A 15,005-nucleotide genomic window follows, 5' to 3' on the forward strand; every position below is an offset into this window, starting at 1 on the left:
TTTTCAATGAAAAAGACTAAGCATCAATCAATGGCGCCCGGCGAGATCCATCATATAATTCATACTCCAGTAAACGACAGTCTAATTTACCATTATAAAATTCAATTTTTTTAGTGGCCTTTAATCCAATTTTCTTTGCAAGATCAGGGTTTCCGGTGAAAATATACCCCGAATAGCCCTTACATTTTGTTTTCATAAAATCGCCCATGCGTTTATAGGTTAATTCCAGCTTGCTGTGCACCCCTAAACGTTCGCCATACTCCGGGTTAAATACTACAACACCCGTGCCATTTTCCGGAACCGGCGTCAGTTCAAAATCACACACTTCAAATTCGATTAAAGTATCAACACCAGCAGTTTTAGCATTTCTGCGGGTTACTTCAACCGCATCTTCTGATAGGTCGGAAGCTATAATTTTAAGGTCGATATTTTTAATTACCTGGTCTTTTAAAATTCTGCGTTCGGCGAAAAAATCTTCTTCATTATAGCCTAGGATATGCATAAAACCATAATTCATGCGATATAATCCGGGCGCACGGTTGGTGGCAATCAAAGCCGCTTCGATAGCCAATGTGCCCGATCCGCACATGGGGTTAATAAATGGCGATTTCCTATCCCAGTTGCTTGCTAAAATAACCCCGGCAGCCAGAGCCTCCAGCATAGGTGCTTTTCCGGGTATTTTACGGTAACCGTGCTTGGCAAGGGTTTCGCCCGAAGTATCCATAAAAACATCGGCATCGGTATCTTTCCAGTATAAATGCACTACCGTTTTATTTGCATCCGAACCAGAGTTAGGGCGGATACCTTTTTTCTCTTTTATGCGGTCAACAATTGCATCCTTTACTTTTAAGTTTGCAAAAAGCGGTGTGGTAATATTTGGGTTATCAACATTAGAGGTTACGGAGAAATAACCCGAAAAATCGATCAGTTCTTCCCACTCAATGGCTTTAATTTCTTTGTATAAATCGTCAGGCGTAACGGCTTTGAAACTTTTTACGGCATACAGGATCTGGCTGGCACAGCGCAAGTTCAAATTTAGTTTAATGCACTCTTTAAGGGTGATATTGAGTTCAACACCCGTTGCAAAAGACCGCTCGATAACATAACCTAAAGCCTTAACCTCTTCTTGTAAGTAAGGCGAAAGGCGCTTGTTGCAGGTAATAATTACCTTGCTTTTATTGTGGAAAACTTGCATCATAATATATGCGAAGTTATCAATAAAATTATAGAGATTTGATGTTTATAGTACATTAAGTAGTATTAGATATGGAAATTAAAGGAAAAGTACACGAAGTAGGTGCCACGCAGCAAGTAAGTGAAACGTTTAAAAAACGTGATTTAATAGTAGAATATGCAGAAAATCCAACTTACCCAGAATATATCCGTTTTGAGGCTTTACAGGATAAAACTGCATTATTAGATACATTTAAAGCTGGCGATGAGGTTGAGGTTTTCTTTAATTTACGTGGTCGCCCTTGGACAGATAAACAAGGTAAAACATCATATTTTAACAGCTTGGTAATTTGGCGTATCAATGCAGTTGCAGCAGGCGCTCCGGCAGCTACGCCGGCTTATGCAGCCCCTGTTGATGTAAGCAATGCACCAGGTGAAGATGATGATTTGCCTTTTTAAATAAAGAATCTTTTTTAAGCAAACAATTTTGAACCATGCCGGGGCTTTTGCTCCGGCATTTTTTTTGCCTGCACCAGACTTCCGAAGTTTACCAGGCCCGTGCTCGCGAAAACTTCGAAAGTCTTCTCAGCGCTGTTAAAATATGTTAAAAACAAACACTTCGCTTAGCTAATCAGTATTTTTGATATCTGTTTAGATTTAAGAAGATTATGCCCTGGTTTTTTTAGCTTTAAAACCAATCTAGTTCATGAAGAAAAAGAGTTTTTGGTTAATTACCGTTTTAATGACGGTGGCTTTACTTGGTGTTTTTGTAATGCAGCTGTATTACATCCGGGAATCGTACAAACTAAAATCCCAGCTCTTTGATGAACAGGTAAACCAGACACTTTCTACCGTGGTGAATAAAATCCAGCGCAGAAATGTTGCCGATCATCTAACCCGCAAGGATGCTGAAAATAAACTGAAACAAATCCAGGATTCCAGGCAGCGTGCGCTCGATATTAAAGAGCTGAGGCAGCAGTATATGCAGGAAGCCGAATTGCGGCAGGCCGAAAGGGAAAACCAAATTGAGGCTTACCTGAACCAGCAGGATAGTATTATCAGGGTATCGTACCGCGCACCAAATGTGATTTCGGAAAGAGAATATACCTCTTTAACATCGAAAAACGGGGATAAGCTGGATCTGCAGATGGATGCTTTTATTGATATCAAAAGCCTGATCTTGAAAGGCTACAGCATGCGTACCAAGCCTTTTTCTGCCCCGCCAAAGACATTTGAATTTAAAAGTTTACAAAATTTACCCGATACCTTGAGGTATTTGGTTTTCGATCCGAGAGATGGTAGTCCGGGTTTTGCCAATGTGCCGAAAATCCCGACAGATTTAGATAAGAAATTTAAGCGTGATGATGAAATTGCACGCAAAAAGCTGGAGCTTAAAATCGCTGCCTTAGGAAAAGATACTTTCTCTTACAATCGTTTAAGCATGGTAGAAGACGTATCAAAGGAATTGCAGGAAACCAATGTGCCGATCTATAAACGGATTAATTTTAGTTCTTTGGGCACATTGCTAAAGCAGGAACTCCTGGCCAATAACATTACACTGAAGCCCTCTTACCGCATTTCGTTAGCCAGAAAAGATTCGACCATTTTTATGGCAGCATCTAATATAAAAGGAGAGTTTTTGCCTGAAAACACCTATAAAACACCTTTATTCGGAAACGATATCTTTCGCGATCCAGGAATGCTTTTTGTTAGTTTCCCGAATAAAAATTCAGCTATTATATCCAACCTCAGTGCAACGCTTGCATCATCAATTGGTCTGTTACTGGTACTTGTTTTTATTTTTTCCTATACGCTTTATGCTATTTTGAAGCAGAAAAAGCTATCGGAAATGAAAACAGATTTCATCAATAACATGACACATGAGTTTAAAACACCTGTAGCCACCATTATGATTGCCAGCGAAGCTTTAAAAGATCCGGAAGTAACAGAAGATAAAGCCCGGTTAAAACGTTTGGCAGGGATTATCTATGATGAAAATGTTCGCCTGGGGAGTCATATCGAGCGTGTTTTAAGTATAGCACGCTTAGAAAAAGGCGAGCTTAAAATGGAGAATGCCGAAGTAGATGTAAACGATTTGATCGTCATTGTATTGGATAGCATGGAGTTGCAGTTACAGAAAAGAAATGCCATTATTAACGTAAATACCGATGCAGAGCATGCTGTTGTATATGGCGATGAGCTGCATCTCTCCAATGTAATCTACAACCTCATCGATAATGCAAACAAATACAGCAGCAATACCCCTGAGATTACCATTACCACCCGTAATACCGCCAAAAATTTAATTATCGAAATAGCCGATAAGGGCATTGGTATGACCAAGGAGCAATCTAAACGGATTTTCGATCAGTTTTATAGGGTGCCAACAGGTAATTTGCACGATGTTAAAGGCTTTGGTTTAGGTTTAAATTACGTTCAGGATGTGATTAAAAAATTGAATGGAACAGTTAAGGTAAGTAGCGAAAAAGATAAGGGAACCACGTTCGAAATATGTTTACCTTTATAATGCTGTTAACCATGGGTACATTAAAACGGAACAGCTTTAATTTACTTATAGCTGGCGCATTAATTTAAAGTGATGTAGAGATTAAACTGTTAGGCCGATTTCGAATCAAACTTTCAAAGTAGGTAACACTACACATGTGAATAAAATTAAGAAAATGAAGAAAATACTTTTGGTAGAAGACGATCCAAACTTAGGTTTATTATTACAGGACTATTTACAGTTAAAAGGTAAATTTGATGTTGTGCTGTGCACTGACGGCGAGGAGGGATTACGGGCTTTTGGAAAGCAAAGTTTCGATTTATGTATTCTGGATGTAATGATGCCCAAAAAAGATGGATTTACCTTAGGTAAAGACATTAGGAAAGTTAATGCACACGTGCCAATTATTTTTGCAACAGCCAAAACCATGCTTGAAGATAAAGCTGCGGCCTACGATTTGGGGGGAGATGATTACATTACCAAGCCTTTCCGCATCGAAGAGCTTTTACTGCGTATCAATGCAATGTTTAAGCGGGTAGCCAATAAAACAGATAAAGGTGATGAGACTGCCGAAACGCAGTTTTCCATCGGCCAATATCATTTCGATTATACTACCCAGATTATTACCGATAACGATCACCAGCAAAAACTTTCTACCAAAGAGGCCGAGCTGTTGCGTTTGTTGTGTTTGAAAAAGAATACTGTTTTAACCCGCGAAGAGGCTTTGTTAAGTATCTGGCATGATGATAATTATTTTAACGGACGGAGTATGGATGTGTTTTTAAGTAAGTTGCGTAAATACCTTAAGGCCGATCCGGCAGTAGAAATCATTAATGTGCATGGAAAAGGCTATAAGCTGCTGGTAAGTTAGATCTGGTGTTAAAGGTTGGAATGTTGTGGTAAAGTTAAAATATTTGGGGTGCCAAAATCAACTTTCGAACATTAAACCTTATAACTTTTCAACCCTCTTAAATATACAGATTTTCCTGTATGGTTGGAATGATGTTCCTTTCCTGTGCCAGTTTAAACAGCGTATCAACCGCTTTACGGCCCTCATGGCCAAGGTTTATGCTATATTTATTTACGTATAGTTCGATGTGCTTGTACATTACGCTTTCTTCCATAGCCTGTGCATGCTGGCGGATAAAATCGATACCAGATTTTGGATGTGCAAAAGCAAACTCTACTGATTGACGGACCAATCGGTTTACTTTTAACTGTACCTCACGACTCAAATTCCGGTTGATTACGATCCCGCCCAGCGGAATGGCACAACCTGTTAGTTTCTCCCAATAGTCGCCAAGATCGACAATCTTTAGTAAGCCTTTATCCTGGTAGGTAAACCTGTTTTCGTGGATGATGAGCCCCAGGTCAATCTCTTCATTAAGCAGTGCCGATTCAATTTCGGAGAAAACCAATTCCTGTTTGTTTTGTAAGTGTGGATAAGCAACTCCCAGCAAGAAATTTGCGGTAGTATACTTTCCTGGTATACCAATTTTGAGGTTAGAGTTGGCCGTTTGAAGCTGAGGGTCAGCCGGACCTTCAAAATGATTTTTGCTGATTAATAACGGGCCAACACCAAAGCCCAGCGCACTTCCTGCATCCAGTAAAGCATATTGGTTGGCTACGTAGGCAAAGGCATGAAAACTTAACTTTGTGATATCCAGCTGGCCCTTAAGGGCCTTTTGATTTAAAGTTTCTACATCATCGTAATAAACCTCAAATTCCAGTCCTTCCGTATCAATTTTATGGTGAATCAGCGCATCGAAAATAAATGTATCGTTGGGGCAGGGAGAAAATCCAAGTGTTAGTTTCATCTATTTATTTTTTTGTTTTCAGTTGTCAGATGGAGCCTTTGACAATTAAAATAATTATTTTAATTGTGTCGGGTTCATAAATCAAAATTAAGTACTGCAGTAAACTAATCGGTCATAATCAGTTCATTTCTCCAACAAAAGCAATGGCCCAATCATTTAAGTTTTTAATAGCCAGACCAATTTTCCAATTTTCTTTATTTCTTGGTTCTACATAATTGGATATACTTCTGACCTGTAAGCAATCTATATTTAACTGTTTGCTGGCATAAAAAACAGCTGCCCCCTCCATACTTTCGGTTGTTGGGTTTAACCTTTTCATTAGTGTTTGAATGCTTTTTTCGCTTCCGGTTACGCGGTTCACTGTAATGCCTTTAGCAAGAGGTAGTTCTATTTTTCTTTGCGTTTTAGCGGTATAATGGTTTTCTCCAAAGCCCAGGTCGGTTATGGTCAGGAACTCATCTCCATTTTCTGCACCAAGCTCAGCAAAAGTATCATCGGTAATGTTCAATACCGTACCTAGTGGAATACTCCTGTCGAAAGAACCTGCGATGCCTAAATTTAGCACCAGACTGTATTTAGGCGAAAGATATTTGCCCAGGGCAAAGGCTGTTGCTACCATTCCAACTCCGGAAATGAGCAGGTCGAAATTTTTACTTTCTACAAAATCTCCGTCCGGTAAATTAAAGTGCTGGTAAAAGAAGGTAAGTTCGGCTTTTGTAGCGGCAACAACTAAAGTTTTCATAAAGTAAAGTTAGCAGATTGTTTTTATTAAAATTTAGGTTTTATGTAAGCTTTGGTCTTTAGTCTTTAAGCTTGAACCTTTATCCGTATATTTGCATTTTATTTTATAGTAATGATTTACATAACGAGAAAAGCATCATTTAACGCGGCACATAAACTGGCCCGTACCGATTGGGATGATGATAAAAACAATGAGGTTTATGGTAAATGTGCCAACCCCAACTGGCATGGCCATAACTATTGGTTATATGTTACCGTTAAAGGCGAAGTGAATCCGGAAACAGGTTTTCTTGTTGATTTGAAATGGCTGAAAGACATAATGAATGATTATGTGGTAGATAAGGTTGATCATAAAAATCTAAATCTTGATGTAGATTTTATGAAAGGCAAACTGGCTTCGACTGAAAACCTGGCTATCGAAATCTGGAAACAGCTTTGGGCCCCGATTGCAGAGAGCGGTGCAGTTTTACATTGCGTAAAAATCTACGAAACCGAAAATAATTTTGTTGAATACTTTGGTTAAAACCTGAATTAATGAGCGATAAAGACGTATTGAAAGGCGAATCGAGAGACGGTTACGTAAAAATAGACCGTTACAACGAAGATAAAATTGAAGCTGTAGCTACACATTATAAAGATATTCTTGGCCAGTTAGGCGAAAATCCGGAACGCGAAGGTTTATTAAAAACACCTGAGCGCGTGGCTAAGGCTCTGCAATACTTAACACATGGGTATGATTTAAAACCTGATGAGATTCTGAAAGGTGCAATGTTTGAAGAAGATTACAGCCAAATGGTTGTGGTTAAGGATATTGAAGTATACTCGATGTGCGAACACCATATGCTGCCGTTTTTCGGTAAAGCACACATTGCCTACATCCCGAACGGACATATTGTGGGTTTAAGTAAAATTCCACGCGTAGTTGATGCTTTTGCCCGCCGTTTACAGGTACAGGAGCGTTTAACAAACGAAATTAGGGATTGTATCCAAAATACCCTTAGCCCGATGGGCGTTGCAGTGGTAATGGAATGCAGGCACTTATGCATGGCTATGCGTGGTGTGCAAAAACAAAACTCGGTTACCACCACATCAGCCTTTACCGGAACTTTTTTAAGTAACGATAAAACAAGAGCAGAATTTTTAAGGTTAATTACCGCGAGTTTAGACTAATTGGTACCAAGTATCATTAAGAAAAAGTAATATCAAGTAAAAAGTACCAGGGCGGGCAGCCAGCCAGATAGCATGCTAAGCACCAGACCCGGTACGCCAGACTAATTATAATGAAAGCATATATTTTTCCCGGACAGGGAGCACAGTTTGTAGGCATGGGTAAAGACCTTTATGAGAACCCTGAAGCTGCAGCACTATTTGAAAAAGCCAATGAGATAATTGGTTTTCGCATCAGCGACATTATGTTCGGTGGAACAGATGAAGAGCTTAAACAAACCAATGTAACCCAACCTGCAATTTTTTTGCATTCGGTTATTTTGGCCAAAGTTTTGGGCGATAATTTTAAACCTGATATGGTTGCAGGTCACTCCTTAGGCGAATTTTCGGCTTTAGTGGCGGCAAATGCATTAAGTTTTGAAGATGGATTAAGATTGGTAATTGCCCGTGCAAATGCCATGCAGAAAGCCTGTGAAGCACAACCCTCAACAATGGCAGCCATTTTAGGACTGGCTGACGATGTGGTAGAAAAAATCTGTGCTGAGGTTGATGCGGTAGTGGTGCCGGCTAATTACAACTGTCCGGGGCAATTGGTTATTTCTGGAAGCATTGAAGGCATTGACCTGGCTTGTGCCAAATTAACCGAAGCCGGAGCAAAAAGAGCATTAAAATTAAATGTAGGGGGGGCATTCCACTCGCCTTTAATGGAACCAGCAAAAATCGAACTTCAGGCTGCTATTGAAGCCACCGCTATTTCGGCTCCAATATGTCCGGTTTATCAGAATGTTGATGCAAAACCTTATACAGATCCGGCTGAAATTAAATCGAATTTGATCAAACAATTAACGGGGGCTGTACGTTGGACACAGACAGTGGGTAATATGCTTGCTGATGGTGCAACTGAATTTGTTGAAGTAGGACCGGGTAATGTATTACAGGGCCTGGTTAAAAAAGTAAGCCGCGAGGTGCAAACCAGCAGTGCTGCTATAGCTTAATTTATTTAATAAATATAACAATGACAACGCCATAAGCCTTAAGTTTATGGCGTTGCTTTTTATCAAGATTTAATATCTTTATCGGTAAATGGATCTTCATCACTTTAAAATACATAATGTTGTAATGTATAAGTGATTGGGGTTTTCTTATCTATGAAAATACAAGTACCCGGATGAAAATGAGCTTTGGTGTAAAAATTAGGTTTCTATTGCTCGTTTTGGGCTGTTGCCTCATGGTAACGTCTATTTCGCTGAGCCGGTTTACCACCAAAAGCGAATTGCTCGAACACGATGCTGAAAAGATTCAGCAGAATCTTTTAGCTAAAGAAAGACTGGTGCAGGCCTTTTTGGCCGATAAAAAACAAGTGGCCAGCGCCAAGCAGTTTCACATCAATCCTAAAAGCGGGATCGATTTTATTAAAAGCTACAGGGACACTAATGGCGTAAATCTTTTAACTTTCGAAAACGGCGAGCTTAAATACTGGAGCACCATTAAGATTTCGGATGTAGATCCAAATACCATTAAAGAGGGTAGTTCGGTATTGTTTTTTGCTAACGGTTGGTATGAAGTAATTAAAAGTACACAGGGTAATTTCAGTCTTATTTTCCTGATATCCATTCAATCGCAGTATCCTTTTAAAGAAACACAATACTTTAAAAATGATATCGACCCGATTTTATCCTCTACGAAATTATTAACATTTGCTTCCTTTACTGATAAGGATGTATATGTAATAAAAGGCCTGGATAATAAATTTTTGTTCGGGCTTAAGGTAAAGCAGGGTTATGCCGAAACCTATTATTCAGGTACGCAGTTATGGTTGTTTGTAGCCGGGATGTTGTGTATCTGTATGTTTTTTAATTCGCTGAGCTCGCTCATTGCCCGCCGCGGACATATTGCCTGGGGCACCTTCCTGCTGCTCTTTTTCTTTCTTGCCTTCCGCTTATCCGATTTATATTATGGCTGGTTTAATCACCGGTTTATTTTAGATCTTTTCGATCCCAAGATATATGCAGATAGCTTTCTGATGCCCTCATTAGGCGACTTCCTGCTGAATGTTATCGTAATTACCTGGCTGCTGCTTTTTATGTACAACCATAAAGAGCAATACAGATTTCCGTCATGGATTAAGCGCAATAAGGTTGTAGGCCTCATTATTCAGGCATCGTTAATGGTACTTATCGGCAAGATTGTATGGGATACTGACGATATTTTTTTCGGGTTGATTTTTAACTCGAAAATTAATTTCGACATTGTAAACATCCTAAAATTGAGTGGTACCAGTTGGGTGGGGATTGTGATTTTGTGCCTGGCCTGGTTTCAGATTTACCTGATCACCGTAATTTCGGCCACGGTAAGCCGCCAGCTCAATGTAAGCAATAAAGAAAGGATCATTATCTTCCTGATTGGCTTTGCCGGGGTTTTTGCCTATAAGCTCTTTGTCGACTTTAATGCATTCTTTATTGTTTTTGCACTGGTATTGTTTATTGTTGCCAGGGCGGTATATCTCGAAGAAAAACACTTTTCAATCGGCTTGTTTGCTATTGTTTTTTTCTGTCTTGCTTTTAATACCTCCATTAAATATACAAGATATAAAGATATTAAGGAGCGTAGCCTGCGCGAGCCATTGGCCCGTAAAATACAATCGTCGGAAGATTTAAATGCAATTATTGCCCTGGGTACCCTGGGCAATGAAATTGTCAATGATGATTTTTTGTCAAGGTATTTTAAACAAAATAAAACGACGAATTACATGGTTCTTAAAAACCACCTGAAAGACTATCTGGATGGTTATCTGAGCCGCTACGACTACCAGATCTATCCATACGATAGATTGGGAAAAATTATGGGCAATGCCGATAGCCCGCCTATCGATAAATATAAAAAGCTGGTGGAAGCGGGTTCTGTTAAGATAGACGGGTCTAATTTTTTCTATCAGGTTAACAATACTTTTGGTTATCAGGATTATTTTGGAATTATTTCGATGGTAGACCAAGGTAATCTGCTTGGTACACTTGTAATCGAACTGCGCTCTAAGCCCTACAATTATAATAACCGCCTGCCTGATCTTTTAGGTGATCAGAAACTGGCAAAAGAGGAAGATTTTAAAGGTTATTCGATTGCTTTTTACAGTAATAATAAGTTGCTTAATCAATCTGGAAATTATACCTATCCTCTTGATGGAAGCATATATAAAGGTAAAAAAGACGATTTTGTAATCAATAATGATGATAAATTACATTACAGTCATATGATTTATAAGCCTTCTGATAGTAAAATGGTAATTATCAGTAAGGCAAAGGTTGATTACATAGAACGTTTAGCAGCACTATCTTTTTTCTTTTTGGTATTCATTATTTTTTCTTTAGTGCTTTATGGTTTAATCTGGTTGATCAAAAATCTCGACGATGATAAGGTAGGCTGGTTTAGCATTAACCGTTCGTTGATGATTAATGCCAATAAAATCCTGTATAAAACCAGGATCCAGGTTTCTATTGTACTGTCTGTAGTGGCTACGCTGATCATTGTGGGCTGGGTAACCTATTATTATATGGATCTTGAATATCGCGGGCAGCAGGATGCAATACTGAAGGATAAGATCAGAAAGGTTCAGCAAAATTTTGAAAAGCAGGTGTTCAGTAACGGGGCTATTTCGAATGATGAAAATGCCATAGCTGATTTTAACAATTTTGCTGATATTAATAACGCTGATCTGAATTTATATGATTTGAGCGGTAATCTGATCATGACCACTTACCCTAAGCTTTATAATTATAAAATTATAGGGAAAAAAATGGGGCCTTTGGCTTATTTATCTTTAAGTAGCCTTCACCGGTCAGAATACATCAACCCGAAAGAAAAGATAGGTAATTTAACCTATGCTGCCGCGTATGCCCCTATCAGGAATGCGCAGAATAAAACCATTGCCTATATTGGCCTTCCGAACTATTCGAATGAAGAAGAATATACCGATAAGATTGCCCTTTTTGTGAGTAACCTGATCAATATCTATGCGCTTGTTTTTGTGGCAATCGGAGTATTGGCCGTTTTTTTAGCCAATCAGATCACCAGTCCGTTAACCTTTATCCAGGAAAGTATCAGTAAAACCAAAATAGGGCAAAAAAATGAGCCTATAGTATGGCGCAGGCATGATGAAATCGGTTCTTTGATTAAAGAGTACAACAATATGATTTCGGCTTTAGAGGCCAGTGCCCTTAAACTGGCCAGATCTGAACGGGAGAGTGCCTGGCGTGAAATGGCAAAGCAGGTTGCCCACGAAATCAAGAATCCGTTAACACCTTTAAAATTGGGTGTTCAGTTATTAGAGAAGTCGTGGAAAGAGAAAGATCCAAATTTTGAACTGAAGTTTAATAAATTCAGTAAATCATTTATCGAACAGATTGATAGCTTGTCGAAAATTGCTTCCGAGTTCTCGAACTTTGCTAAAATGCCCGATACCAATTTGGAAAGGCTTGCTTTGCTTCCGGTTATCGAACGGGCAAGAGAGGTGTTTAAAAGTACAGAAAATGTGACCATCGATATCATCGATAAAAGCGCAGGTGAAGTTGAAATTATGGCCGATCACGATCAATTGCTGAGGACTTTTAACAACCTGCTTAAAAATGCGATAGAAGCTATTGACGAGGAATCGTTGTGTTGCATCACCATTGTGGTGTATGTAGATCTCCGGAACGCGTATATTGAAATTAAAGATAATGGAAAAGGCATTCCTCCTGCACTGCACGATAAGATTTTTGTGCCCAATTTTACTACCAAAACCTCCGGAACAGGTTTAGGCCTTGCTTTTGTTAAGCAAGCGGTAGAAAATGCAGGCGGAACGGTTAAGTTTACCTCTATAACAGGTTTAGGAACAACTTTTTACTTAAGTTTTCCGTTGGCCTAAAAGAAATAAATGAGATTTAGCGTTTGTTGATGATCCGTTTAATTTTATCTCAGCTCTACCTGAGCTTTGCCCATGGTGCTGCCGTCAGCGTATAAAATTACGGTATAGATGCCTTTAATAAAAGGCTTTGGATTTGCCCAATCGATAACATAAGTGCTGTTATCGTTATTGTAATTGATGAAGATAGAGTGACTGTATTGCATGTCCTGCCCGTCAGCCTCAAAGCGGTTACTTTCATCGGCCAGTAGGTTGCCAGCAGGATCAAATACCCTTAAATAAATATTATGGTGGCTTTTTTCGGCCAGTTGGTTAGGGATGATGGTGAACCGTACACTTAATTTTTCGGCAGTTGATGACCGGGTTACTTCTACTTTCTTGCCACTGGATTTTGTTCTGAAGGCAATAATTTCAGCAGATTGAAGCTTTAATGCTGCCGCAGTTTTAACTTTGGCATTTAAATTAGAGTTCTCGTTCTCTAAGTTCGATGCCTTATTGCTGATGTTTCTGAGGGTGTTTTGTAAGCTGTCGCGGCTGTTCTTTAATAAAATATTATCCTTTTGCAGCTTAATAATCTGATCATTGTAGTTTTTTACAAATGCTTTCAGTTGGTTAATCTGTGCATTGGCTTTGTCGAGTTCGTTCTGAGTGATTTGGTTTTTTTCTAAGGCTACTTTAAGCTCTTCGATTTTTGCCCGCGCAATTTTCTGTTCTTCAGCAAGTTTGTCGTTTAAATCCAGGTTTAGTGCATTAACCTTGTCCAGTTCAACCTCGATCTTTTCTACCTCGAGCCGCAGTTTGTCCTTTTCAGTGCTTACCGTAACAAACCGCTCATTTTGCTTTCCATCTTTGAAAAATAAGTAAGCATTTGTGCCAATTAAAGCTGCAATAACGATGACCAGGAAGTAAATTTTGTTTCTATCACCCTTATTAATCTTTTGTGGTTCCATTTTTAATAACGCTGTATCTTCTGTAAATTAATATACTTTTGTGTTCCATAGGTAAATGGGGGTATACAATTTAATTTTAGCAGGGCGCAAATTAGAATTTTTTAAAAACTTATAAGAGTTTTTAAAAAAAATCGTTTACTTGCTAATGTTCATTTGTAATTCAAATCAACACAACACACAATCTGAACAAAAAATAAGACAGAATAATGTTTAAAAACTTCCTATACGCACTTTTATCTTTAACTGTAGTACCTTATATATTAAATGCACAACCTTTATCAAAAATTGCACCAAAAAGGGAATTTAGAGGGGTTTGGGTGGCTACTGTTACCAATATAGACTGGCCATCGAAGCCCGGCTTAAGCATTGATCAACAAAAGCAGGAGCTTATTGGTATTTTAGAAAGACACAAAAGTCAAGGGATGAATGCCATTATTTTGCAGGTTAGGCCAGCAGCTGATGCTTTTTATGCAAAGTCCAGAGAACCCTGGAGCCAGTGGTTAATGGGTAAGCAAGGTTTAGCGCCTGCGGCCGGTTACGACCCTTTGGCCTTTGCCATTAAAGAAGCTCATTTCAGGGGAATGGAACTTCATGCCTGGTTTAATCCTTACAGGGCCAGCATGAGCAGTGCAGCTGTATTGAGCGAAAACCATGCTTACCGTAAACATCCCGATTGGTTTTTTACCTATGGCGGCAAAAAACAGTTTGATCCGGGCATTCCGGAAGTCAGGGAATATATTGTTCAGGTAATTTTAGATGTGGTAAAGGGATATGATATTGATGGTATTCACTTCGACGATTATTTTTACCCTTATAAAGTGGAGGGGCAAACGATTAACGACGGGAATACCTTTTATAAATACCCCAATAATTTTTCAGATATAAAAGACTGGAGGCGTAATAACGTTGATTTGCTGATCAAGCAACTGGACGACAGTATTCATCATTATAAAAAATGGGTTAAATTCGGCATTAGTCCGTTTGGTATTTGGAAAAATAAAAATGAAGATCCTGAAGGTTCTGCCACCAGTGGCCTATCCAATTATGCTGAGCTTTTTGCCGATAGCCGTAAATGGGTTAGGGAAGGCTGGGTAGATTACATCAATCCTCAAATTTATTTTACGTTTACCAGAAGAGTTGCCCCCTATGGCATTTTGGTCGATTGGTGGAGTAATAATACTTTTGGGCGGCATGTTTATATCGGTCAGGGAGCTTATCTGGTAAATTCGAGAGCAGAAGCAGCGTGGAAAAACCTGAGCGAAATACCCAATCAGATTAGATACATCAGAAATAACAACCGGATTCAGGGCAGCGTTTTTTTCAGCTCTAAATCATTAAGTACAGTTGCTAAAGCCGTAGGCGACTCCTTGAAAAACGATTTTTATAAATACCCGGCTTTGCCGCCGCAAATGCCATGGCTGGATGAAGTGCCACCTAATGAACCCCAGGCACTAACAGCTGATGCACTAAAAGACGGTGTGCACTTAAAATGGCAGTTTCCGTTAAAGGCGAAAGATGGAGAAACGGCTTCTGGTTTTGTAATTTACCGATTTAATGAAGGCGAGAAAATCTCGGTACTTGATGCCAAAAATATTATTAAGATCAGCTTTGAAGATTACCTCTCCTTTGTTGATACCAATGTAGAAAGCGGGAAGAGGTATAGCTACCTGGTTACCGCCCTGGATCGATTAAAAAATGAAAGTGAACCTAGCGGGCCGGTGGGTGTAGAAATTCCTTTGGCGAAAGAGTAACAA

General features: G+C 39.2%; 12 protein-coding genes. 8 read left to right on the top strand and 4 right to left on the bottom strand.

Annotated elements, in window-relative coordinates; all coding sequences use genetic code 11:
* Positions 1 to 16 precede the first annotated feature (16 nt).
* Positions 17 to 1,195, bottom strand: coding sequence for a THUMP domain-containing class I SAM-dependent RNA methyltransferase (locus ACFSR6_RS08920; protein WP_379078734.1), 1,179 nt, complete (start codon positions 1,193 to 1,195; stop codon positions 17 to 19).
* A 71-nt stretch (positions 1,196 to 1,266) separates the two neighbouring features.
* Between ACFSR6_RS08920 and ACFSR6_RS08925 the strand changes: the two genes are divergently transcribed.
* The 3 genes from ACFSR6_RS08925 to ACFSR6_RS08935 all read left to right on the top strand — a co-directional run bounded on the left by ACFSR6_RS08925 (position 1,267) and on the right by ACFSR6_RS08935 (position 4,550).
* Positions 1,267 to 1,632 (top strand): DUF3127 domain-containing protein, encoded by a 366-nt coding sequence (locus ACFSR6_RS08925; protein ID WP_379077828.1) that lies wholly within the window; start codon positions 1,267 to 1,269, stop codon positions 1,630 to 1,632.
* A gap of 247 nt (positions 1,633 to 1,879) precedes the next feature.
* Positions 1,880 to 3,700: a sensor histidine kinase gene (locus ACFSR6_RS08930; RefSeq protein WP_379077831.1), complete on the top strand. Its 1,821-nt coding sequence runs from the start codon at positions 1,880 to 1,882 to the stop codon at positions 3,698 to 3,700.
* A 154-nt stretch (positions 3,701 to 3,854) separates the two neighbouring features.
* Positions 3,855 to 4,550, top strand: a complete 696-nt coding sequence (locus ACFSR6_RS08935; protein ID WP_379077834.1) for a response regulator transcription factor — start codon at positions 3,855 to 3,857, stop codon at positions 4,548 to 4,550.
* A 97-nt stretch (positions 4,551 to 4,647) separates the two neighbouring features.
* Here the strand turns inward: ACFSR6_RS08935 and ACFSR6_RS08940 are convergent, their stop codons facing one another.
* Both ACFSR6_RS08940 and mqnB read right to left on the bottom strand, forming a co-directional pair.
* Positions 4,648 to 5,496, bottom strand: a complete 849-nt coding sequence (locus ACFSR6_RS08940; protein WP_379077837.1) for a menaquinone biosynthesis family protein — start codon at positions 5,494 to 5,496, stop codon at positions 4,648 to 4,650.
* A gap of 118 nt (positions 5,497 to 5,614) precedes the next feature.
* On the bottom strand, positions 5,615 to 6,238 hold the full coding sequence (mqnB, locus tag ACFSR6_RS08945) for a futalosine hydrolase (RefSeq protein ID WP_379077839.1): 624 nt from the start codon (positions 6,236 to 6,238) through the stop codon (positions 5,615 to 5,617).
* 111 nt (positions 6,239 to 6,349) lie between these two features.
* Between mqnB and ACFSR6_RS08950 the strand changes: the two genes are divergently transcribed.
* From ACFSR6_RS08950 to ACFSR6_RS08965, 4 genes are all read left to right on the top strand, one after another.
* Positions 6,350 to 6,760, top strand: coding sequence for a 6-pyruvoyl trahydropterin synthase family protein (locus ACFSR6_RS08950; protein ID WP_379077842.1), 411 nt, complete (start codon positions 6,350 to 6,352; stop codon positions 6,758 to 6,760).
* 11 nt (positions 6,761 to 6,771) lie between these two features.
* Positions 6,772 to 7,407: a GTP cyclohydrolase I FolE gene (gene folE / locus ACFSR6_RS08955; protein WP_379077844.1), complete on the top strand. Its 636-nt coding sequence runs from the start codon at positions 6,772 to 6,774 to the stop codon at positions 7,405 to 7,407.
* Between the two features lie 110 nt (positions 7,408 to 7,517).
* A complete protein-coding gene (gene fabD, locus ACFSR6_RS08960) occupies positions 7,518 to 8,399 on the top strand; it encodes an ACP S-malonyltransferase (RefSeq protein ID WP_379077847.1) in 882 nt (293 codons plus the stop codon).
* Between the two features lie 173 nt (positions 8,400 to 8,572).
* Positions 8,573 to 12,304 (top strand): sensor histidine kinase, encoded by a 3,732-nt coding sequence (locus tag ACFSR6_RS08965; protein WP_379077850.1) that lies wholly within the window; start codon positions 8,573 to 8,575, stop codon positions 12,302 to 12,304.
* Between the two features lie 44 nt (positions 12,305 to 12,348).
* On the opposite strand, the gene ACFSR6_RS08970 is transcribed toward ACFSR6_RS08965, so the two are convergent.
* Positions 12,349 to 13,251: a hypothetical protein gene (locus ACFSR6_RS08970; RefSeq protein ID WP_379077852.1), complete on the bottom strand. Its 903-nt coding sequence runs from the start codon at positions 13,249 to 13,251 to the stop codon at positions 12,349 to 12,351.
* A 206-nt stretch (positions 13,252 to 13,457) separates the two neighbouring features.
* On the opposite strand from ACFSR6_RS08970, the gene ACFSR6_RS08975 reads away from it, so the two are divergent.
* Positions 13,458 to 15,002, top strand: a complete 1,545-nt coding sequence (locus tag ACFSR6_RS08975; protein ID WP_379077855.1) for a glycoside hydrolase family 10 protein — start codon at positions 13,458 to 13,460, stop codon at positions 15,000 to 15,002.
* Positions 15,003 to 15,005 lie beyond the last annotated feature (3 nt).

It is taken from the genome of Pedobacter vanadiisoli (assembly GCF_042684385.1).
Lineage (GTDB): Bacteria > Bacteroidota > Bacteroidia > Sphingobacteriales > Sphingobacteriaceae > Pedobacter > Pedobacter vanadiisoli.

Coding starts and splice junctions, on each gene's coding strand:
- ACFSR6_RS08920 (WP_379078734.1), bottom strand. CDS start 1,195: ATGCAAGTTTTCCACAATAAAAGCAAGGTAATTATTACCTGCAACAAG.
- ACFSR6_RS08925 (WP_379077828.1), top strand. CDS start 1,267: ATGGAAATTAAAGGAAAAGTACACGAAGTAGGTGCCACGCAGCAAGTA.
- ACFSR6_RS08930 (WP_379077831.1), top strand. CDS start 1,880: ATGAAGAAAAAGAGTTTTTGGTTAATTACCGTTTTAATGACGGTGGCT.
- ACFSR6_RS08935 (WP_379077834.1), top strand. CDS start 3,855: ATGAAGAAAATACTTTTGGTAGAAGACGATCCAAACTTAGGTTTATTA.
- ACFSR6_RS08940 (WP_379077837.1), bottom strand. CDS start 5,496: ATGAAACTAACACTTGGATTTTCTCCCTGCCCCAACGATACATTTATT.
- mqnB (WP_379077839.1), bottom strand. CDS start 6,238: ATGAAAACTTTAGTTGTTGCCGCTACAAAAGCCGAACTTACCTTCTTT.
- ACFSR6_RS08950 (WP_379077842.1), top strand. CDS start 6,350: ATGATTTACATAACGAGAAAAGCATCATTTAACGCGGCACATAAACTG.
- folE (WP_379077844.1), top strand. CDS start 6,772: ATGAGCGATAAAGACGTATTGAAAGGCGAATCGAGAGACGGTTACGTA.
- fabD (WP_379077847.1), top strand. CDS start 7,518: ATGAAAGCATATATTTTTCCCGGACAGGGAGCACAGTTTGTAGGCATG.
- ACFSR6_RS08965 (WP_379077850.1), top strand. CDS start 8,573: ATGAAAATGAGCTTTGGTGTAAAAATTAGGTTTCTATTGCTCGTTTTG.
- ACFSR6_RS08970 (WP_379077852.1), bottom strand. CDS start 13,251: ATGGAACCACAAAAGATTAATAAGGGTGATAGAAACAAAATTTACTTC.
- ACFSR6_RS08975 (WP_379077855.1), top strand. CDS start 13,458: ATGTTTAAAAACTTCCTATACGCACTTTTATCTTTAACTGTAGTACCT.